Source organism: Pseudomonas sp. JV241A (assembly GCF_900275665.1).
Taxonomy (GTDB): domain Bacteria; phylum Pseudomonadota; class Gammaproteobacteria; order Pseudomonadales; family Pseudomonadaceae; genus Aquipseudomonas; species Aquipseudomonas wadenswilerensis.
The window spans coordinates 92,907-113,856 of the sequence record NZ_OPYO01000002.1; the positions used below are offsets into that span (position 1 = coordinate 92,907).

Below are 20,950 nucleotides of genomic sequence, written 5' to 3' on the forward strand. Positions count from 1 at the left end.
TAGCTACAGGTAAGCCATGAAACAGTATCTAGATCTGGTCCGTGACGTGATCGAAAACGGCACCCTGCAGGGTAACCGTACCGGCATCCGCACCATCAGCCTGCCGGGCGCCATGCTGCGCTTCGACCTGCAGAAGGGCTTCCCGGCCATCACCACCCGCAAGCTGGCGTTCAAGTCGGCGATTGGCGAGATGGTCGGCTTCCTGCGCGGCGTGAAGAACGCTGGCGAGTTCCGCGATCTGGGCTGCAAGGTCTGGGACCAGAACGCCAACGAGAATGCCCAGTGGCTGGCCAACCCGTTCCGCCAGGGCCATGACGACCTCGGCGAGATCTACGGCGTGCAATGGCGCCAGTGGCCGGCCTACAAGCGCATCCCGCTGAGCAATCCGGCGGCCATCGAACTGGCCAAGAGCCAGGGCTTCCAGCAGATCGCCCAGGCCGAAGAAGACGGCGAAGCCTTTGTCGTGCTGTACAAGGCCATCGACCAGATCCGCCAGTGCATCGACACCATCCACAACGATCCGGGCAGCCGGCGCATCCTGTTTCACGGCTGGAACTGCGCCCAGCTCGACGAGATGGCCCTGCCGCCGTGCCACCTGCTGTACCAGTTCCACCCGAATGTCGAGACCAGGGAAATTTCCCTGACCCTCTACATCCGCTCTAACGACCTGGGCCTGGGCACGCCGTTCAACCTCACCGAAGGCGCCGCCTTGCTGTCGCTGATGGGCCGCCTGACCGGCTACACGCCGCGCTGGTTCACCTACTTCATCGGTGATGCGCACGTCTACGAGAATCACCTGGACATGCTCAACGAACAGCTCAAGCGCGAGCCGCTGGCAGCGCCGAAGCTGGTGATCAATGATCGCGTGCCGGAGTTCGCCAAGACCGGCGTGTACGAGCCGGAGTGGCTGGAGAAGATCGAACCGAGCGACTTCAGCCTCGAAGGCTACGAGCACCACGCGCCGATGACGGCGCCGATGGCGGTCTGAGTTCTGCCACTGAACTGGCTGGGCTGTCTGTGGGAGCGGGCTTGCCCCGCGATAGCGATCTGTCTTTCACATCGCCTCGCGGGGCAAGCCCGCTCCTACAGGTACCTCAATCAGTGCCCGTGGCTTCTGCCCACATGTGAATGCTCCGCCTCTGGCGCCGTCACCGCACCATTGACCTCAAGATGCTGCAGGATCGAGCACTGCACCTCCTTGGGATGGCAGTGCTGTCGCAGTTCCAGCAGTTGTGCCTGCAGTGCCTGCAGCCCGTCGATGCGCGCCTTGACGTGCTGGATATGCTCGTCGATCAACGCATTGACGCTTTCGCACTGGTCTTCCGGGCTGTCGCGCAGGTGCAGCAGGCTGCGGATTTCTTCCAGGGTCATGTCGAGGGTGCGGCAGTTGCGGATGAAGGTCAGGCGCTCGACGTGGGCCTGGGTGTACATCCGGTAGTTGCCCTCGCTGCGCGCCGGCTCCGGCAGCAGGTTTTCCCGCTCGTAGTAACGGATGGTTTCCACCGCGCAATCGGTGGCCTTGGCCAGTTCTCCGATCTTCATCTGCAAATACCTCGACAAGTGGCTTGACCCTATAGTGGCTACAGGGTGTTCACTTGGCAACAGGACATTTAAGGATGAACCCATGAACCAGCCTGTCAGCCACACCCCCGGTAAAGACTCCCACGATCATGAGCACAGCCATGATCACGCCAAGCATGAACATGCCGAACACGCCCACAGCTGCTGTTCCCACGACGCCGCACCGGCGCTGGTGCAACTGAGCGAGGCGAGCAGTGCCGGTGCACGGTTGAGCCGTTTTCGCATCGAGGCCATGGATTGCCCGACGGAGCAGACGCTGATCCAGAACAAGCTGGGCAAGCTGGCGGGGGTCGAGCAGCTGGAGTTCAACCTGATCAATCGCGTCCTCGGCGTGCGCCATACCCATGCCGACACCGTCGCCATTGAGCAGGCGGTTGCCTCGTTGGGCATGCAGGCTGAACCGCTGAGCGATTCCACCGAGGAAACTGCCGCTGCGCCTGCACCGGTGAAAAAGCATTGGTGGCCGCTGGCATTGGCAGGTGTGGCAGCGCTGGGTGCCGAGGCGATTCATTTCGCCGAACTGGCGCCTTCCTGGGTGGTTGCCCTGGTTGCCCTGGTGTCGATCCTCAGTTGTGGCCTGAGTACCTACAAGAAGGGCTGGATTGCCCTGAAGAACGGCAACCTCAATATCAACGCGCTGATGAGCATCGCTGTGACCGGCGCGGTGCTGATTGGCCAGTGGCCGGAAGCGGCCATGGTCATGTTCCTGTTCACCGTCGCCGAGCTGATCGAAGCGCGCTCGCTGGACCGCGCGCGCAACGCTATTGGCGGCCTGATGCAGTTGAGCCCGGACCTCGCCACCGTACAGGACGCCGATGGCCAGTGGCGGGAGCTGGACGTCAAGCAGGTCGCCCTGGGCGCCTTGGTGCGCGTGCGTCCCGGCGAGCGCATCGGCCTGGACGGCGAGGTGGTCAGCGGCCAGTCAAGTATCGACCAGGCGCCGATCACCGGCGAGAGCCTGCCGGTAGAGAAGGGCCCGGGCGACAAGGTATTCGCCGGGACCATCAACCAGGCCGGTGCGCTGGAGTACCGGGTGACGGCGGCAGCCGGGCAATCGACCCTGGCGCGGATCATCAAGGCGGTGGAAGAGGCCCAGGGCGCGCGGGCACCGACCCAGCGTTTCGTCGACCAGTTCTCGCGCATCTACACCCCGGCCGTGTTCGCCTTCGCCCTGGCGGTAGCGGTGATTCCGCCGCTGTTCATGGCTGGCGCCTGGTTCGACTGGATCTACCGGGCCCTGGTGTTGCTGGTGGTGGCGTGCCCGTGTGCGCTGGTGATTTCCACCCCGGTGACCATCGTCAGCGGCCTGGCCGCGGCGGCGCGCAAAGGCATCCTGGTCAAGGGCGGGGTGTACCTGGAAGGCGGGCGCAAACTCGACTTCCTGGCCCTGGACAAGACCGGCACCATCACCCATGGCAAGCCGGTGCAAACCGACCATGAAGTGCTTGAGCCGTTGTTCGAAGGCCGTGCCCAGGCGCTGGCCGCCAGCCTCGCCGACCGCTCCGACCACCCGGTCTCCCGTGCCATTGCCGTGTTCGCCACTGAGCAGCAACTGCCCCTGAGTGAAGTGACGGCCTTCGAAGCCCTGGCCGGTCGCGGCGTACGCGGTGAGATTGACGGCGAGCTGTATCACCTGGGCAACCATCGCCTGGTCGAAGAACTGGGCCTGTGCTCGCCGCAGCTCGAAGCCCGGCTCGATGCCCTCGAGCGTCAGGGCAAGACCGTCGTGCTGCTGCTCGACAAGTCCGGCCCGCTGGCGCTGTTCGCCGTCGCCGACACGGTCAAGGAGAGCAGCCGCGAGGCGATTGCCGAATTGCATGAGCTGGGTATCAAGACTGTCATGCTGACCGGCGACAATCCGCACACCGCCCAGGCCATTGCCGCCCAGGTCGGTATCGACCAGGCCCACGGCAACCTGCTGCCGGCCGACAAGCTCAAGACCATCGAAGACCTGTACGCCCAGGGCCATCGGGTCGGCATGGTCGGCGACGGCATCAACGATGCGCCGGCACTGGCCCGGGCCGAGATCGGTTTTGCCATGGCTGCGGCCGGTACCGATACCGCCATCGAGACCGCCGACGTGGCGCTGATGGATGATGACTTGCGCAAAATTCCGGCCTTCGTCAGGCTCTCGCGCCAGAGTGCGGCGATCCTGACCCAGAACATTGTCCTGGCCCTGGGGATCAAGGCGATCTTCCTGGCAGTCACCTTCGCCGGCATGGCAACCATGTGGATGGCGGTGTTCGCCGACATGGGCGTGAGTTTGCTGGTGGTCTTCAACGGCCTGCGCCTGCTGCGTAAATAGAGGATGTATGTTGAGTTCCGAGTTGAAGGCCTTCTACATGGTTGCCCGCCTGGGCAGCATTACCCTGGCGGCGAAGAAACTCGGGCTCAGCCAACCGACGGTGACCACGCAGATCCGCAACCTGGAAAGCCAGTACGCGGTGGAGCTGTTCTACCGCGGCGGTCGCCGTCTGACCCTCAGTGACGACGGCACGCGGCTGCTGCCGATGGTCAAGGCCCTGCTGCAGCAGGAAGCCGATATCGAGTTCTTTCTGCGTAACAGCGGCCAGGGCCAGGGCAGTTTGCGCATCGCCGCCACGGCGCCGTATTACATCCTCGACCTGGTGAAGATCTTCCGCGAGCGCCTGCCGCAGGTGGAGGTTTCGGTGGAGATCGGCAACTCCCAGCAGGTGCTGGAGTTGCTCGAAGACTATCGGGTGGACCTGGCTGCGTCTTCGCAACTGGTCGAGGATGCGCGCCTGGTGCGGCGGGTGCTGGGCACCGATCCGCTGGTGGTGGCGGTGCATCGCAACCATGTGCTGGCCAGCCGTGAATCGTTGCCGCTGTCGGCGCTGGCCGGGCACTGCCTGCTGGTGCGTGAGCAGGGCTCGACCACGCGCAAGCTGACCGAACAGATGCTGGAAGCGGCGGGGGTGAAGGTCGGGTCGCTGCTGGAGATTGGCAGCCGCGAGTCGATTCGCGAAGCGGTACTGCGCAATATCGGCATCAGCATCATTGCCCGCCATGAAGTACCGCATAACCCCGAGCTGCGGGTACTGAGCCTGGAGGGGGCGCCGCTGATGCATGAATACCTGTATTGCCTGAAGGAGCGGCGCCAGGCGCGGTTGCCGGCGGCGTTCCTGGGCCTGGCTCAGGAAGTGGCGGCGGTAGAGATATAGATAATCGCTGGCAAGCCAGCTCCCACAGGGTACTGCATGTACTGGACCTGTGGGAGCTGGCTTGCCAGCGATGCAAGGCGCAGCCTTGCCAACCGAGATCACACCAAAATCTGCCTATACCACTATCGGCAACTTTTGCCTCTGCGCCACAGAACCTTCGCATTGCCCGCCTAGCATGGCCCTCATTCGTTCGATGAGGTCCTGCCATGAACACTGCGGTCGCAACCCCAGGCGCACACATGAAGGTGCGCGGTATCCACAAGCGTTTCGGCGCCTTTACCGCCCTGCACGATGTTTCCCTCGACGTCGCTGCCGGTGAACTGGTGTGCCTGCTTGGCCCCTCCGGCTGCGGCAAGACCACCCTGTTGCGCTGCATCGCCGGCCTCGAGCGCCAGGACCGCGGCACCCTGTACATCGGCGACCGCGACATCTCCGAGCTGCCACCTCAAGCCCGCGATTACGGCATTCTGTTCCAGTCTTACGCGCTGTTCCCCAACCTTACCGTCGAAGCCAACATCGCCTACGGCCTGGCCGGCAGCGGTCGCGACGAAGTGCGCCAGCGGGTGGCGCAGATGCTCGAGCTGGTGGGCCTGAGCGGCAGCGAGAAGAAGTATCCCGGCCAGCTTTCCGGCGGCCAGCAACAGCGGGTGGCCCTGGCCCGCGCCCTGGCCCCGGCACCTTCGTTGTTGCTGCTCGACGAACCGATGTCGGCCCTCGACGCGCGGGTTCGCGAGCACCTGTGCAGCGAACTGCGCCAGCTGCAACGCCAGCTTGGCATCACCACCCTGATGGTCACCCACAACCAGGACGAGGCCATGCTCATGGCCGACCGCATTGCGGTGATGAACAACGGCCAGGTCGAGCAGTACGCCACCCCGCAGGAAATCTACGACAAGCCGGCCACGCCGTTCGTTGCCGAGTTCGTTGGCCAGGGCAACTGGCTGCCGTTCCAGCGTCACAGCGACAGCCATGCCCAGGTCGGTACGTTGAACATGCGCCTGGCCGACGGGGCCAACCAGGCCAGCAGCGGCCGCCTGTTCTGCCGCCCCGAGGCGATCAGCGTCAACCCGCCGGTGCATGAAGAAAACCTGTTCCCGGCGCGGGTGCGCGAGATCACCTTCCTCGGTAATCGCTGCCGCATGAGTTTTGAGCTCACCGAACTGCCGGGCCATGCCCTGCTTGCCGAAGTCGCCCCCGAGTCGATGCCGCGCCTGGGCTCCCAGGATATCTGGGTCGCCTTGCCGCCGCGCAGTCTGCAGGTGTTTGCCTGAGATGGCCGCGCCAATCGCCATGCCGATCGCGCACGCGAAGGCAGCACAGCGCGCCGGTGTATCGCTGGGGGATCGACTGTTCGTGGTCGGCGGCAAAGGGTTGCTGCTGCTTCTGCTCACCGTCGCGGTATTGATGCCGCTGCTGGCGATCTTCTGGCGCGGTTTCAGCAGTGATGCCGGCCAGGGCGGTGGCCTGGTTGCCGCCCGCGAACTGTTTGCCAGTGCCAACTTTCACTGGCTGCTGGGCAATAGCCTCAAGGTCTCGCTCAGTGTTGCGGCAATCGTGGTGCCGCTGGCCTACCTGTTCGCCTATGCCCTGCAGCGCACTTTGATTCCGGCCAAGGGCCTGTGGCGCGGCATCTCGTTGCTGCCGTTGCTGGCGCCGTCGATGTTGCCGGCCATTGCCCTGGTCTACCTGTTCGGTAACCAGGGCCTGCTGCGCGGGCTGCTCAGCGACAACATCTACGGCTTCTGGGGCATTGTCCTCGGTGAAGCCATCTATACCTTCCCGCATGCACTGATGATCCTGCTGTCGGCGCTGTCGCTGGCCGATGCGCGTCTGTTCGATGCGGCCTCGAGCATGGGCGCCGGGCCTTGGCGCGCGTTTCACAGCATCACCTGGCCGGCGACCCGGCAGGCGGTGTTCGCCGCCTTCTGCCTGGTGTTCACCCTGACCATCACCGACTTCGGTGTGCCGGTGGTGGTTGGTGGCGATTATCAGGTGCTGGCGCTGGAAGCCTACAAGGCGGTGGTCGGCCAGCAGCAGTTCGGCCGTGGTGCCTTGATCGGCATGGTCCTGTTGGTGCCGGCACTGCTCAGCTTTGCCGTCGATGCCTGGCTGCGCCGGCGCCAGGGCGATTCGATGAGCGGCCGTGCCCAGGTGTTCCAGCCACAGCCTTCGCGGCGCCGCGATGCCTGCTTTCTGGCCGTGGTCATACTGATTTGCGCAGTGCTGTTGCTGGTGGTGGGCATGGCGGTGTACTCCTCCCTGGTCAAGTTCTGGCCCTACAACCTGTCGCTGTCGCTCAAGCACTACCAGTTCGACGAAACCGCCGGTGGCGGCTGGCTGGCCTACCGCAACAGCCTGACCATGGCCCTGGGTACGGCGCTGATCGGCAGCGCGGTGATTTTCACCGGCGCCTACCTGATGGAAAAAACCAAGGGCCAGCGCGGCTTGAACCTGCTGCTGCGCTTGCTCAGCTTCGTGCCGATGGCGGTGCCGGGCTTGGTGCTGGGCCTGGGCTATGTGTTCTTCTTCAACCTCGCCAGCAACCCCCTGCATGTGTTCTACGGCAGCATGGCGCTGCTGGTGGTGTGCACCATCGCCCACTACCTGACCACCGCGCAGATGACCGCGACCACCGCCCTGCGCCAGCTCGATGGCGAGTTCGAGGCCGCCGCGCTGTCGCTCAAGGCGCCGCTGTACCGGCATTTTCTGCGGGTCACCGTGCCGATCTGCCTGCCGGCATTGCTCGACATCATCCGCTACCTGTTCGTCTCGGCAATGACCACGGTGTCGGCGGCGATATTCCTCTACAGCCCCGACACCATCCTCGCCGCGGTCGCCGTACTGAACATGGATGACGCCGGCAACGTCGGCGGTGCTGCGGCAATGTCGACCCTGATCCTGCTCACCAGCGCGACCGTTTCGCTGCTCCTGGCCTGGGCCTCGCGCGGCCTGTTGCAACGCTCCCAAGCCTGGCGCCAGCGCGCGCCGGGTCACTGATTGCCTCTCCCAACCTGTACCGTTCAAAGGAACCGCATCATGTTCAAGCCACTTGCTCTTGCCGCTGCCGTCCTCACTGCGTTCAGCGTGCAGGCCTACGCCGCCGACACCCAGCTGACGGTCTACACCGCGCTCGAAGCCGAACAGCTCAAGAGCTACAAGCAGGCCTTCGAGAAGGCCAACCCGGACATCGAAATCAAATGGGTGCGGGATTCCACCGGCATCATCACCGCCAAGCTGCTGGCCGAAAAAGACCGCCCGCAAGCCGATGCCGTGTGGGGCCTGGCCGCGTCGAGCCTGGCGATCCTCGACCAGCAGGGCATGCTGCAAAGCTATGCACCGAAAGACCTCGGCAAGATCGGCGCCAACTACCGCGATGCCGCCAACCCGCCAGCCTGGGTGGGCATGGACGTCTGGGCCGCGACTATCTGCTTCAACACCATCGAAGCCGAGAAGCAGGGCTTGAGCAAACCGGTGAGCTGGCAGGACCTGACCAAGCCCGAGTACAAGGGCAAGATCGTCATGCCCAACCCGGCGTCCTCCGGCACCGGCTTCCTCGATGTCAGCGCCTGGCTGCAGACTTTTGGCGAGAAGCAGGGCTGGGCGTACATGGACGGCCTGCACCAGAACATCGGCCAGTACGTTCACTCCGGCTCCAAGCCCTGCAAGCTGGCGGCGGCGGGTGAGTTCCCGATCGGTATCTCCTTCGAATACCCGGCCGTGCAGCTCAAGCGCCAGGGTGCGCCGCTGGACATCGTCCTGCCGAAAGAGGGCCTGGGCTGGGAGATCGAAGCCACCGCAGTGATCAAGGGCAGCCAGCATGAAGACGCGGCCAAGCGCCTGGCCGACTTTTCGGCAAGCCCGGCGGCCATGGAGCTGTACAAGGAAAACTTCGCCGTGCTGGCCCAGCCGGGCATCGCCAAGCCGCAGACCGAACTGCCGGCTGACTACGAACAGCGCCTGATCAAGAACGACTTCGCCTGGGCTTCGCAGAACCGCGACAGCATCCTCGCCGAGTGGCGCAAGCGCTATGACGGCAAGTCGGAGAAGGTGGCGCAGCAGTAATACCGGGTTGGCTTCATCGCCGGCAAGGCCGGCTCCCACAGGTCCTCTGTGCTGCAGATATCTCTGTGGGAGCTGGCCTTGCCAGCGATGGGGCCACTGAATTTTCCAAGGAACCTCAGATGACCGATCTACTCATCGTCGGCGCCGGCATCCTCGGCCTGTCCCACGCCTACGCCGCCGCCCGGCGCGGACTCAAGGTGCGGGTCTTCGAGCGCAGCGCCACGCCCCTGGGCGCCTCGGTGCGCAACTTTGGCCAGGCCCTGGTCACCGGCCAGCCGCCCGGCCAGATGCTCGAGCTGGCCAAGGCCAGCAGCGGCATCTGGAAGCACTGGGCGCATCAGGCCGGCTTCGAGCTCAAGGCCAATGGCTCGCTGCTGTTTGCCCGTACCGCGCTGGAACTGGAACTGCTCGAAGCCTTCTGCGCCGAGCGTGTGCCACAACATGACTACCAGGTGCAACTGCTCAGCGGCGCCGCCCTGAACGACCTGTACGGCGGCCAGTTTCGCCACCACCGCGCCGCTTTGCGCGGGCTGCAAGACCAGCAGCTGTATTCACGCGAAGCCTTGCCGAGCCTGATCCGCTTCCTGCAGCAGGAGCTGGATGTACAGTTTCATTTCTCTACCCTGGTGCGCGGTATCGAACCGGGGCGGGTGTCGACCACGGCGGGGGATTTCAACGCCAAACAGGTTGTGGTCTGCTCCGGCCACGACTACCAGACCTTGCTCGCCGAACCCATCGCCGCCCTGCAACCGCAGGTCTGTCGCCTGCAGATGCTGCGCACCCGGCCGCGTTTCAAACTCGACCTGCAGCACGCATTGCTGACCGGCCTGAGCTGCGTGCACTACGGCGCCTTCGCCGACCTGCCGCAAGCCCAGGCGCTGAAAGCGCAACTGCAGGCCAACAGCCCGCACCTGCTGGAGCACGGCATCCACCTGCTGATCAGCCCGACGCCCCATGGCGAGCTGATCATTGGCGACTCCCATGCCTATGGCAGCGATGCTTCACCGTTCAACGCCGAGCAGGTCGACAACTGGATGATCGAGCTGGCCGAGCAGACGCTCGGCGGGCGCATTGAGGTGGTCGAACGCTGGCAGGGCGTCTATGGTTCTGGCGGGCCGGGGCCGTTTTCCTTGCTGCAGGTCGTGCCGGGTGTCAGCGCCGCGCTGATGCACAGCGGCGTCGGCATGAGCGTCGGCCCGGCCCTGGCCGAGCAACATATCGCCCGCTTGCTGGAGGAGAGCGACTGACCATGCCTAGCGCCGAACAGATAGTCAGCGAAGTCTTCGCCTTGTATCAGCAGCATGGCCATGAGGACTATATCGGCGAGCCGGTTTCGCAACTGGAGCACATGTCCCAGGCGGCGCAACTGGCATTGGCCGAGGGCTATGACGATGAAGTGGTGCTGGCGGCGTTCTTCCATGACATCGGCCATATCTGTGGCGGCGCCGAAGGCGACATGGGCGGTTACGGCGCGGTCAGCCACGAGCGGGTAGGCGCCAACTACCTGCGCCGCTGCGGCTTCAGCGAGCGTTTGGCCAGGCTGGTGGAGTACCACGTCGAGGCCAAGCGCTACCTGACCTTGCGCCAGCCGGGCTATTACCAGCGCTTGAGTGAGGCCAGCCGGCGCACCCTGGAGTATCAGGGTGGAGTGATGATCGAGGCCGAGGCCGATGCTTTCGAGCAGGATCCACTGTGTGCGGTGAGCTTGCGCATGCGTCAGTGGGACGAACTGGCCAAGGAGATGGATGTGCCGGTGATTGATCTGCAGCTGCTCAAGGGCAAGGCGTTGGAGCTACTGATCGCGGGGCAAGCCCGCTCCCGCCTTGCCCCGCGATAGCGCCCTAAAGCTCTAGCAGCAGAGCATCGATCTGCTCCTGACGCTCCGCCTGATTGACCCTCGCCCCCGGATTGAGCGACGACCACTGCGGATGCGCCCGCGCCTTGCTCAGCGCTTCCGGCAATTTGCCTTCGCGCCAGGTCTGCTCCTGTGGTGTTGCCAGCTTGATCCGCTCCATCGCCGCATGGCCACGGGCGTCCAGGGCATGAATCAACTGGTGCTGACGCAGCGCCAACAAGCGCAACACGCTGTCATCCACCGTCAGTTCACGCTGGCCCTTGAGCTTGCCGAGCAGGCGCGAGCCATAGCTGCGGGCAGTCTGCAGGGCGCCACCGGCAATCGCCCCGGCCAGCGCCGCAGCACCGAGGGTCAGGCCGCCGACCAGCAAATCGACCCCGGCCCCGGCCGCCGCACCGGCCGCCACGCCGCTGCCAAGGCGCACACCGAGCAGCTTGAGGGTTTCCGGGTTGAACAGGTCATCGCCCCAGCGCCCGTCGAGCAAGGGCAGGTCGCTGCTGGCAGCGTCTTCCTTGCGAAAGGCATAGAGCTTGAGCAGTGCTTCGACGCAGCGTTGCTCGCGCTGGCGCACATCGCGGCGCAGGGTTTCGATGGCCACGGCTTCGGCGCCAGGTTCGGCGACCACGCTGCGCCGGCAGGCGGCGCAGTCGAGCAGCAGATCGGCGACCAGGCGCTTGGCGCTTTCACGTCGGGCCTGGCGCTGGGCCTGCTGATCGTCGATCAGGCGTTGCAGTGCGCTGCGGGAGTGCTCCAGCATCAAGGCCAGGCTTTCGTATAGGCGGCGCTCGCCGTCTTCCGGCGGGGCGACGCTGTCGAAGCGCACCAGCGCATGCAGACCCAGACGCGCCAGGGCTTCGCGCCAATCAGCTTCACGATGGTCGCTGCTGGCGACGAAATTGAGCACCGGCAACAGCGGCTTGCCGCACCCGGCCAGCACTTCCAGCTCGTCGCGGTATTTGGCCAGCACCGGCTCGCGGGCATCAATCACATACAGACCGGCATCGCTGGCCAGCAACTGGCGCAGCACCTTGGCCTCTTGTTCAAAACGCTGGCGTGCTTCGCTGCCCTGCAGAAAGCGCTCCAGCCGCGCCGGGCCGTCGAGGCGCTCGCCCGGACGCTCCAGGCGTTCAAGGTAATCGAGCAGGGCGATGGCATCTTCCAGCCCCGGCGTATCGTAGAGCTCCAGCAGCGGCTCGCCGTCTACCGACAGGCGTGCGCCTTCGACATGACGGGTGGTGCTCGGGCGATGGGAGACTTCGCCGAAGCCGACATCGCGGGTCAGCGTACGCAACAGCGAGGTCTTGCCGACGTTGGTGTGGCCGACCACGGCCAGTTTCAGCGGCTTAGTCATGGCCATGCTCCAGCCAGTTCAGCGGGGCGGTGTCGGCATAGTTCAAGCCGAGTTGCTCCAGGGCCTGGTGCCAGTCGCCCAGGCGGTCAGCGTCCAGCGCCTGGCCGGGCATCGCCTGCAGCAGCCAGATGCGCGTGGCCCCGGCATTACGCGCCAGCTCGGCGAGCAGCGCCAGGCTGCCGCGGTCGGGCGAGCGGCGCGGGTCGCAGGCAATCGCCAGGCGCGCCGGAGGAAAGCGGCTGAGCTGTTCGAGCAGCTTGTTGCGCGACTCGCGGCTGTCGAGGATGCCGGCGTTGCTTACCGCTGCTGGCAGGGCGGGTGGCCATGGGCGTTTGTCGTCCAGTTCCAGGCCGACCAGCAGGGCGCCATTGCTGTGTTCTTCGCCGACGCCACGGACAATCTGCGGCAGGGCATCAGGCGCGGCATCGTTGACGCCCAGGCGTTCGCTGCTGGGCATCAGGGCATCACGCAATTGACTGTAGCCGGGCAGGTTGAGGTCCAGTTGCAAGCGCGCCCGGCCACTGCGCCAGCGCCACAGGCACAAGGCGGCAAGCAGCAGGCGCGGGACGATGCCATACACCAGCAGTACCCCGAGCAACCAGCCGGCCCAGGCCTGGCGGGCCAGTTCCAGTGCCGGTTGAGTGTCGCCGCTGGCGCGGATCATGGCCACGTCCGGCACACTGAAGCCGAGCAACGCCGGCAGGGCACCCAGGGCCTGGGTCAAGGCCACGAAGGTGTCGGCGCCAAGAATGGTGGTTTCCCAGACAAAGCCATAACGCCGGGTCGCCAGCAGGACCAACAGCATCACCAGCGCCGTGCCCAGGGCCACCAGCCACAGGCTGTGCACCAGCAGGCCGAGCAGCCAGCGGTTGAGTTTTTGCCGTTGCAGCATCACCAGCAGAGCGGGAGCCAGGTGCGCGGCCTGGGCATCGCGGGCGAATTTCTCGCTGAGCCACAGCCACAGACGGCCAAGGCTGGCACCCTGTTCGCCGGCCAGAAAAAACCCCAGCAGCCAGCTCAGCAACAGCAGCAAGTTGAGCCCGAGCAGGCTGCCCAGGGCCCAGAACACGTTTACCGGGCGCTGGCTGTCGCCCAGGGCCGCCAGGGCCAGGCCGGCGCCGCTGAGCACGGCCAGTACCACCAGGGCCGCCAGTGCCAGGCGTGCGCCTTGTTTCCAGTGCTGCAGGGCGCTGCGCATGCCGTCGCGTTCGGCCAGCCACAGGGCGCGGCTTTCGATGCGCGCCGGCAGATCGCCGCCCGATTGGCGGGCGCGGCGGTTGGCTTCCTGGTCTTCCAAGGGGCCTGCATGTTCTTCGCGCAGGCGCACGGCTTCGGTGAGCCAGCGTTTGTCCAGGTCAGTCAGTGCAGTCACGCGGTCTTCCATTGATCAAGTCAGCCCAAAGCATAACCCAGGCATCGAAGATCGGGCTTTGCTATCCTCGCCGGCATGAAAACATCACTCCCCCTCAGCCTGATCGCGGCCCTCGCCGAGAACCGCGTGATCGGCATCGACAACAGCATGCCCTGGCACCTGCCGGGGGATTTCAAGTATTTCAAGGCCACCACCCTGGGCAAGCCGATCATCATGGGCCGCAAGACCTGGGATTCGCTTGGCCGCCCGCTGCCGGGGCGCTTGAACCTGGTGGTCAGCCGCCAGTCGGGTCTGCAGCTCGAAGGCGCCGAGGTGTTCGCCTCGCTCGATGAAGCCATGGTGCGTGCCGAGCAATGGGCGCTGGAGCAGGGCGTCGATGAGCTGATGCTGATCGGCGGCGCGCAGTTGTACACCCAGGCAATCGAGCGCGGCCTGGCGGATCGGCTGTACCTGACGCGGGTAGAGCTGAGCCCGGAAGGGGATGCGTGGTTTCCGCAGTTTGATCAGGCGCAGTGGACGTTGGCGTCGAGCCAGCCGAATGCGGCTGACGGCGACAAGCCGGCGTATCACTTCGAGGTCTGGGAAAAGGCCTGAAAAGCATCGCCGGCAACGCCGGCTCCCACAGTGTCTGGCATATGCACTAACTGTGGGAGCCGGCGTTGCCGGCGATGAGGCCCTTCAGGGCGACGCAGGACTCAGGAGTGCGTCAGCTGCGCATGCTCCTGCGCATCCAGCAGCGACTTGTCGGTCTGCTTGAGCATCTGGCTGGTAATCGCCCCGGCAGTCATCGAACCGTTCACGTTCAACGCCGTACGGCCCATGTCGATCAATGGCTCGACCGAGATCAGCAAGGCCACCAGCTCGACCGGCAAGCCCATGGCTGGCAACACGATCAGTGCCGCGAAGGTCGCACCACCACCCACGCCCGCGACACCCGCCGAACTCAAGGTGACGATCGCCACCAGGGTGGCAATCCACAGCGGGTCAAATGGATCGATGCCCACCGCTGGCGCCACCATCACTGCCAACATCGCCGGGTACAAACCGGCGCAGCCGTTCTGGCCGATGGTCGCTCCGAACGATGCCGCGAAGCTTGCGATCGACTGCGGAATACCCAGGCGCAGGGTTTGCGCCTCGATGCTCAGCGGGATGCTCGCGGCGCTGGAGCGGCTGGTGAAGGCGAAGGTCAGTACCGGCCAGACCTTGCGGAAGAAGCGCAGCGGGTTCACGCCGCTCAGTGCCAGCAGCACGCCGTGCACCACGAACATCAGGCCCAGGCCGATGTATGAGACCACCACGAAGCTGCCGAGCTTGAGGATGTCGTCCAGGTTCGAGCTGGCCACCACCTTGGTCATCAACGCCAGCACGCCGTACGGGGTGAGCTTCATCACCAGGCGCACCAGGCGCATCACCCAGGCTTGCAGGGTGTCGATGGCGGCCAGGGCGCGGTTGCCCTTTTCGGCGTCATCCTTGAGCAGTTGCAGGGCGGCCATGCCGAGGAACACGGCAAAGATCACCACGCTGATGATCGAGGTCGGCTTGGCCCGGGCCAGGTCGCCTACCGGGTTGCTGGGGATGAACGACAGCAGCAGCTGCGGGATGTTCAGGTCGGTGACCTTGCCCACGTAATCGCTCTGGATCGCCGCCATGCGTGCGGTTTCGGCGGTGCCGGCCACCAGGCCTTCGGCGGTCAGGCCGAACAGGTTGGTCAGCACGATGCCGATCAGCGCGGCGATGGCCGTGGTGAACAGCAGGGTGCCGATGGTCAGGAAGCTGATCTTGCCCAGCGACGAAGCGTTGTGCAGGCGTGCCACGGCGCTGAGGATCGAGGCGAAGATCAGCGGCATGACGATCATCTGCAGCAACTGCACATAACCGTTGCCGACCAGGTCGAGCCAGCTGATGGTGGCCTTGAGGATCGGGTTGCCGGCGCCATAAATGGCATGCAGGGCAGCGCCGAACAACACGCCGAGGACCAGGCCGACCAGGACCTTCTTGGCCAGGCTCCAGTTGCCATGACGGGTTTGCGCCAGGCCTAGCAGCAAGGCCAGGAACGCCAGCAGATTGAGAGACAACGGCAGATTCATTGAAGCTCCAGGAAAAAAGGCGGGGCATCGCCTCTGTGTGCGATTGCGAACAGAAATGCTAACAGCATGAAAACGAACGAATTTATATCGAAATGGAATTTCGATAGTCGTTTTTGGAATAACGCCGCGTCGCAAACAGAATGCTTGTGGCCGCTCAGGGGCGTGCCGGTGTCGCTGTCGGGTCGGTGTGCATTACAGGCTTTGCTAGCGTGGGCGGGCCACTTTTCTGGAGAAATGCACATGACGTCTGCTCCGAAAATCCTCGCCGCCGGCCTGGCCCTGTTGCTGGCCGGGCACAGCTGGGCCACCGAACTCAAGCACTGGCCGGCCGAGGCTGCCAAACAACTGGACACAATGATTGCCGCCAATGCCAACCAGGGCAACTACGCGGTTTTCGACATGGACAACACCAGCTACCGCTTCGACCTCGAGGAATCGCTGCTGCCGTTCATGGAGAACAAGGGCCTGCTCAGCCGCGACAAGCTCGATCCGTCGCTCAAGCTCATCCCCTTCAAAGACACCGCCGAGCACAAGGAGAGCCTGTTCAGTTACTACTACCGGCTCTGCGAAATCGACGACATGGTCTGTTATCCCTGGGTCGCCCAGGTGTTTGCTGGCTTCACCCTCAAGGAGCTCAAGGGCTATGTCGACGAGCTGATGGCCTCGGGCAAGCCGGTGCCGAGCACTTACTACGAGGGTGATCAGGTCAAGCGCATCGACGTGCAGCCGCCGAAAGTGTTCGCAGGCCAAGCCGAGCTGTTCAACAAGCTGATGGCGAACGGCATCGAGGTCTACGTGATCAGCGCCGCCTCCGAAGAGCTGGTGCGCATGGTCGCCACCGATCCCAAGTACGGCTACAACGTCAAACCGCAGAACGTGATCGGCGTCAGCCTGCTGCTCAAGGACCGCAGCAGCGGCGCCCTGACCACCGCGCGCAAGCAGATCAGTGCCGGCAGCTACGACCCGCAAGCCAACATGGGCCTGGAACTGACCCCGTACCTGTGGACCCCGGCGACCTGGATGGCCGGCAAGCAAGCCGCGATCCTCACCTATATCGATGAATGGAAAAAGCCTGTGCTGGTCGGTGGCGATACCCCAACCAGTGATGGCTACATGCAGTTCCATAGCGTCGACGTGGCCAAGGGCGGCATCCACCTGTGGATAAATCGCAAGGCCAAGTACATGGACCAGATCAACGGCATGATCGCCAAGCATGCAGCGGCGCAGGCCAAAGAGGGGTTGCCGGTGACGGCCGATAAGAACTGGGTGATCGTTACGCCGGAGCAGATTCAGTAAGCAAAATAGATATCAATTGCGAATTTATCTCATCTTCTGCTAGCGTGCGCTCACCTTGAGGTCCACCGCCAGGAAGTACCGTGTCTTCGTGGAATACGCAGATTGCCCGCTTGTTCGCCGAGCACAAGAAAGCGCTGGAAGCCTTTGTTGCGCGCCGCACGGGCAATTCGCAGGTGGCAGCCGACCTGACGCAGGAATCGTTCCTGCGCCTGGCGCGGCTGCCTGCCGACAAGAAGATCGACAACCTGCCGGCCTTTCTCTTCACCATCGCCAGCAACCTGGTACGTGACCATCAGCGCCAAGCCATTCGCCGCGAGCGCCTGGACGGTGGCGAGCCCAGCGAGGAGCTGGCCTGCGAAACGCCCGGGGCCGATGAGCAATTGTCTGCGCTGCAGGAGCAAGCGCTGATGCACGAGGCCATCCAGGCCCTGCCCGAGGCGACCCGGCATATCTTCCTGCTTTATCATGTCGACGAATGTTCCTACCGGGAAATTGGCCAGCGGCTGCAGATTTCCCCGCGTAGTGTCGAATACCAATTGCGCCGTGCGCTGATCGACTGCCGGGCCTTTATCAAGGCGCGCTTGCTCAGCGGCACGCCGAGGTCGTGCCCATGAGCCGGCCAATTGCAGCGACGGATACCCCGATGACCGACCCACACGCCACGGATGCCGACGACCTGTTCGCCGAAGCCAGTGGCTGGTACTACCGCCTGCAGGCCGAGGACGTCACGCTCGCTGAGCGCGAGGCCTTCACCGCCTGGCTGGCCCGGGGCCCGGCACAGGTCCAGGCCTGGGACGAAGTGCTTGGCCTGCTGGGTGCGTTACGTGAGCCGGCGCGGCAGATACGCGACGCCCAGCGTGCGCGCTGGCGCCGGCCGCGGTTGCAGGCCTGGGCCAGTGCTGCAGCAGTGTTGTTGATGGTCGGTTTGCTGGCGTACAGCCCCTGGCCGGACCGCTGGCGCGCCGACTTTGCCACCAGCACCGGAGAGTCGCGCAACATTGCCCTGGCGGACGGTTCGCAACTTCAGCTCAACACTGACACGGCGCTGCAGGTCGAGTTGGCTGATGGCGAGCGGCGGGTGCGGCTGTTGCGTGGCGAGGCCTGGTTCGATGTCAGTCATGACCCGGCGCGGCCGTTCGTGATTCGCTCGGGCGATGGCTGGGTCAAGGTCGTAGGCACGCGCTTCAGCGTGGCCCGGCAGGGTGACCAGACGCGCGTGCGGGTAGCTCAGGGCAAGGTCCAGGTCAGCGCCGACAATCACCGGACAGTGCTGCTCGAACCCGGTCGCGCAGTTGAGTATCGCGGCGCTCAACTGAGCTCCGAGCATGCTTTCGATGTGGCCGCCGAGTTCGCCTGGCGCCAACGCCAGCTGGTATTCCGCGAGCAGCCGCTGGTCGAAGTGGTCGATGCCCTCAACCGTTACTGGCCGGGGCAGACCCTGGTGCTGGGCGAGAGCCTGCGCCAGCGCAAGGTCTCGGGGGTGTTCGAGATCGACAAGCCCGAGGCCGTGCTCAAGGCCTTGACCCACACCCTGGGCCTGCGCGCCGAGCACTACACCTCGTACCTGCGCGTATTGCGTGAGGGCTGAAAAAATTCTTACGAAAGTTTCAGGGTTTCCCCAGTAGCTGACGTCCTTGATCTCGTAGGCGCAAATAATAAGCACTCTCAGACAGTGCGGCGCCACTTAACGACTTCGACGATTCTGGGGAGCATCACTGATGGAACACACCACCGCCACCCGGCGCCTGCCCGGCGTGCCGACCCTGCTGAGCCTGGCCATTGCCCTGGGCTGCGGCACACTGGCACTGCCGACCCTGGCTGCGCCTGCCGCGCAAGCGCAGGTCTATCGCTTTGAGATCCCGGCGCAATCGCTGGATGCGGCGCTGGCGGCCTTCAGTGCGGTAACCCGGGTGCAAGTGCTGGTCGGCGCCGAGGTCACTCAAGGCCTGCGCTCCCCGGGCTTGAGCGGCAGTTATCCACAGGACCAGGCACTGGCCCGGCTGCTGGCCGGCACTGGCCTGAGCGCAACCTACATCGATCGCGACAGCGTAACCCTGGAAAGACGCCAGGGCGATGACGCCGCGTTGCAGTTGGGTGCGACCATGGTCGGCGGCAAGGTGCTGGGCGCCACTACCGAAGGCAGCCAGTCCTACACCACAGGTGCGCTGACCATCGGCAAGGGGGAGCAAAAGCTCAAGGACATTCCGCAGTCGGTATCGGTCGTCACCCGTCAGCGCATGGACGACCAGAACATGAACAGCCTGCAGGACGCCATGCGCCAGGTCACCGGGGCGACGATCAAGAGCTACAACTCCGGCTCCAGCCTTAATGACGTGTATATGCGCGGTTTTCTGGTCGATCAGGTGCAGGTCGATGGCGTCTCGCAAATGACTGGCCAGGGCGACCTGATGACCAGCTTCGACCTGGCGATGTTCGACCGCGTCGAAGTGTTGCGCGGGCCTTCCGGCCTGTATCAGGGCGCCGGCGAGCCTGGTGGTACCATCAACCTGGTGCGCAAGCGCGCCCTCGGGCAGTTCGCCCTGAGTGGCGAGCTGTCGGCAGGCTCTTATGATCGCTACCACTCGACCGTGGACATCACCGGCCCGCTCAACAGCGACGGCAGCCTGCGCGGGCGCTTCGTTACCGCTTATGAGGACAACAAGTCCTTCGTCGATTACGCCCAGAACGAGCGGCCAATGGTTTATGGCCGGTTGGAATACGACGTGACCCCGGACACTACGCTATCCCTGGGCGGCGCCTATCAGAAAAACCACTCCACCCCGGCGTTCGGCCTGCCGGCTTACGCCAACGGCAAGCTGCTGGACGTCAAGCGCTCGACCTTCGTCGATGCCAAGTGGAATGAACTGGACGAGCACGTCTGGGAGAGCTTCTTCGAAGTCGATCACGCGCTGGAGAACGGCGGCCAGTTCAAGACCTCGTTGACCTATCGCGATGCCGAAACCCCGACCCGCAACTTCACCTGGAGCGACGGCGCGGTAGACCCGGCCACCGGCGCCAGCTCGGCCGTGGCCTACTCCTACTACACCCACATCAAGACCCTGGGCCTGGACAGCTTCGTGACCGTTCCGGTGGAAGCGTTCGGCCGTACCCACGAGCTGACCGTGGGCGCCGAGTACCAGCACCTGGACAAGGATTTCACCTACGGCGGCGGTGAATACTTCGACACCAACGTGTTCGACCCGGGCAGCATCAATATCCCCAAGCAGAAGTACGAAATGGACAACGGCAACTGGTCGAAATCGCACCAGTACGGCCTCTACGCCCGCACCAAGATCAGCGCCACCGACTGGCTGGACGTGATCCTTGGCAGCCGGGTGACCTGGTTCGAAAGCGATGCGCACAACGCCAACGCCTTTTTCAACAACTTCAACAGCACCGAGACCAGCATCAACCGCAAGGTCATTCCCTACGGGGCGCTGGTGGCCAAGCTGACGCCGGAGCTGTCGGCCTATGCCAGCTACACCAGTGTGTTCAAGCCGCAGACCGATGTGAATGCCGGTGGCCAGACCATCGCCCCACGCAAAGGCAAACAGTACGAAATCGGCCTCAAGCGTGAGTTTTACGATGGCCGTTTGAATGGCAGCGTGGCGCTGTTTCGCATCTACGACGAGAACCGCGCCGAGCTGGTGGCCAACAACCAGTACTACGAGCCGCAAGGCAAGATTCGCAGCCAGGGTTGGGAAACCGAGCTGAGCGGCAACCTCACCGACAACTGGAGCATCAGCACCGGCTACGCCTTCACCATGCTCAAGTCGCTGAGTGGCGAAGACACCAACCAGGGCACCACCATCACCCCCAAGCACAACTTCAACCTGTGGACGCGCTACGAATTTGCCGATGGCCCGCTGAAGGACTTCAGCGTCGGTGGCGGGGTGCGGGCAGTGAGTGCCACCTACTACAAACGTGACGTGGACTTCGTCCAGGGCGGCTACAGCATCGCCACGGCCCAGGTGGGGTACAAGTTCAACCAGAACCTGTCGGCGACGCTGACGGCCAACAACCTGTTTGATCGTACTTACTATGAGCGGGTGGACAGTTCGTGGGGGTCGAACTTCTATGGCGAGCCGCGCAACCTGACCTTTAGCGTGCGGGCCAAGTACTGAGTCGAGGCCATCGCGGGGCAAGCCCGCTCCTACACCCGTA

Annotated in this window: 17 protein-coding genes; 13 read left to right on the forward strand and 4 right to left on the reverse strand. The window is 64.3% G+C overall.

Annotated features, from left to right (window positions below):
- Positions 1-16: 16 nt before the first annotated feature.
- Positions 17-988 (forward strand): thymidylate synthase, encoded by a 972-nt coding sequence (locus JV241A_RS00510; RefSeq protein ID WP_115089439.1) that lies wholly within the window; start codon positions 17-19, stop codon positions 986-988.
- 110 nt (positions 989-1,098) lie between these two features.
- Here JV241A_RS00510 and cadR read toward each other — a convergent pair whose 3' ends face one another.
- Positions 1,099-1,542 (reverse strand): Cd(II)/Pb(II)-responsive transcriptional regulator, encoded by a 444-nt coding sequence (gene cadR, locus JV241A_RS00515; protein ID WP_010222147.1) that lies wholly within the window; start codon positions 1,540-1,542, stop codon positions 1,099-1,101.
- Positions 1,543-1,624: 82 nt separating this feature from the next.
- Here cadR and JV241A_RS00520 point away from each other — a divergent pair, with 82 nt between their 5' ends.
- The 7 genes from JV241A_RS00520 to JV241A_RS00550 all read left to right on the forward strand — a co-directional run bounded on the left by JV241A_RS00520 (position 1,625) and on the right by JV241A_RS00550 (position 10,662).
- Complete coding sequence (locus tag JV241A_RS00520) at positions 1,625-3,886, forward strand: heavy metal translocating P-type ATPase (protein WP_134061185.1); 2,262 nt, start codon at positions 1,625-1,627, stop codon at positions 3,884-3,886.
- 7 nt (positions 3,887-3,893) lie between these two features.
- Entirely contained in the window at positions 3,894-4,763 is an 870-nt protein-coding gene (locus tag JV241A_RS00525; RefSeq protein WP_045201837.1) for a LysR family transcriptional regulator, read from the forward strand.
- Between the two features lie 206 nt (positions 4,764-4,969).
- Complete coding sequence (locus JV241A_RS00530; RefSeq protein WP_134061186.1) at positions 4,970-6,034, forward strand: putative 2-aminoethylphosphonate ABC transporter ATP-binding protein; 1,065 nt, start codon at positions 4,970-4,972, stop codon at positions 6,032-6,034.
- 1 nt (position 6,035) lies between these two features.
- On the forward strand, positions 6,036-7,760 hold the full coding sequence (locus JV241A_RS00535; protein WP_134061187.1) for a putative 2-aminoethylphosphonate ABC transporter permease subunit: 1,725 nt from the start codon (positions 6,036-6,038) through the stop codon (positions 7,758-7,760).
- Between the two features lie 39 nt (positions 7,761-7,799).
- Positions 7,800-8,825, forward strand: coding sequence for a putative 2-aminoethylphosphonate ABC transporter substrate-binding protein (locus JV241A_RS00540; RefSeq protein WP_115089435.1), 1,026 nt, complete (start codon positions 7,800-7,802; stop codon positions 8,823-8,825).
- Positions 8,826-8,944: 119 nt separating this feature from the next.
- Entirely contained in the window at positions 8,945-10,072 is a 1,128-nt protein-coding gene (locus tag JV241A_RS00545) for a TIGR03364 family FAD-dependent oxidoreductase (protein ID WP_134061188.1), read from the forward strand.
- 2 nt (positions 10,073-10,074) lie between these two features.
- Complete coding sequence (locus JV241A_RS00550) at positions 10,075-10,662, forward strand: phosphonate degradation HD-domain oxygenase (RefSeq protein ID WP_134061189.1); 588 nt, start codon at positions 10,075-10,077, stop codon at positions 10,660-10,662.
- A 4-nt stretch (positions 10,663-10,666) separates the two neighbouring features.
- Here the strand turns inward: JV241A_RS00550 and JV241A_RS00555 are convergent, their stop codons facing one another.
- Together JV241A_RS00555 and JV241A_RS00560 are read right to left on the reverse strand one after the other, a co-directional pair.
- Entirely contained in the window at positions 10,667-12,031 is a 1,365-nt protein-coding gene (locus JV241A_RS00555) for a GTPase/DUF3482 domain-containing protein (RefSeq protein ID WP_115089432.1), read from the reverse strand.
- Positions 12,024-13,415 carry a DUF2868 domain-containing protein gene (locus tag JV241A_RS00560; RefSeq protein WP_115089431.1) on the reverse strand — a complete coding sequence of 464 codons (1,392 nt, stop codon included), beginning with the start codon at positions 13,413-13,415 and terminating at the stop codon, positions 12,024-12,026. Before JV241A_RS00560 ends, JV241A_RS00555 begins: the two co-directional genes overlap by 8 nt.
- 63 nt (positions 13,416-13,478) lie before the next feature.
- On the opposite strand from JV241A_RS00560, the gene JV241A_RS00565 reads away from it, so the two are divergent.
- Positions 13,479-13,997 (forward strand): dihydrofolate reductase, encoded by a 519-nt coding sequence (locus JV241A_RS00565; RefSeq protein WP_115089430.1) that lies wholly within the window; start codon positions 13,479-13,481, stop codon positions 13,995-13,997.
- A 101-nt stretch (positions 13,998-14,098) separates the two neighbouring features.
- Here the strand turns inward: JV241A_RS00565 and JV241A_RS00570 are convergent, their stop codons facing one another.
- A complete protein-coding gene (locus JV241A_RS00570; protein WP_115089429.1) occupies positions 14,099-15,490 on the reverse strand; it encodes an L-cystine transporter in 1,392 nt (463 codons plus the stop codon).
- 240 nt (positions 15,491-15,730) lie between these two features.
- Between JV241A_RS00570 and JV241A_RS00575 the strand changes: the two genes are divergently transcribed.
- The 4 genes from JV241A_RS00575 (at position 15,731) to JV241A_RS00590 (ending at position 20,910) form a co-directional block, all read left to right on the forward strand.
- The gene (locus tag JV241A_RS00575; RefSeq protein WP_134061190.1) at positions 15,731-16,786 is read left to right on the forward strand and encodes a haloacid dehalogenase-like hydrolase; all 1,056 of its coding nucleotides are present in this window, start codon (positions 15,731-15,733) and stop codon (positions 16,784-16,786) included.
- 80 nt (positions 16,787-16,866) lie between these two features.
- Complete coding sequence (locus JV241A_RS00580) at positions 16,867-17,400, forward strand: sigma-70 family RNA polymerase sigma factor (RefSeq protein ID WP_115089427.1); 534 nt, start codon at positions 16,867-16,869, stop codon at positions 17,398-17,400.
- Positions 17,401-17,429: 29 nt separating this feature from the next.
- Positions 17,430-18,374 carry a FecR family protein gene (locus JV241A_RS00585; RefSeq protein ID WP_134061191.1) on the forward strand — a complete coding sequence of 315 codons (945 nt, stop codon included), beginning with the start codon at positions 17,430-17,432 and terminating at the stop codon, positions 18,372-18,374.
- A 130-nt stretch (positions 18,375-18,504) separates the two neighbouring features.
- Entirely contained in the window at positions 18,505-20,910 is a 2,406-nt protein-coding gene (locus tag JV241A_RS00590; RefSeq protein ID WP_115089425.1) for a TonB-dependent receptor, read from the forward strand.
- The last annotated feature ends 40 nt before the right edge of the window (positions 20,911-20,950 follow it).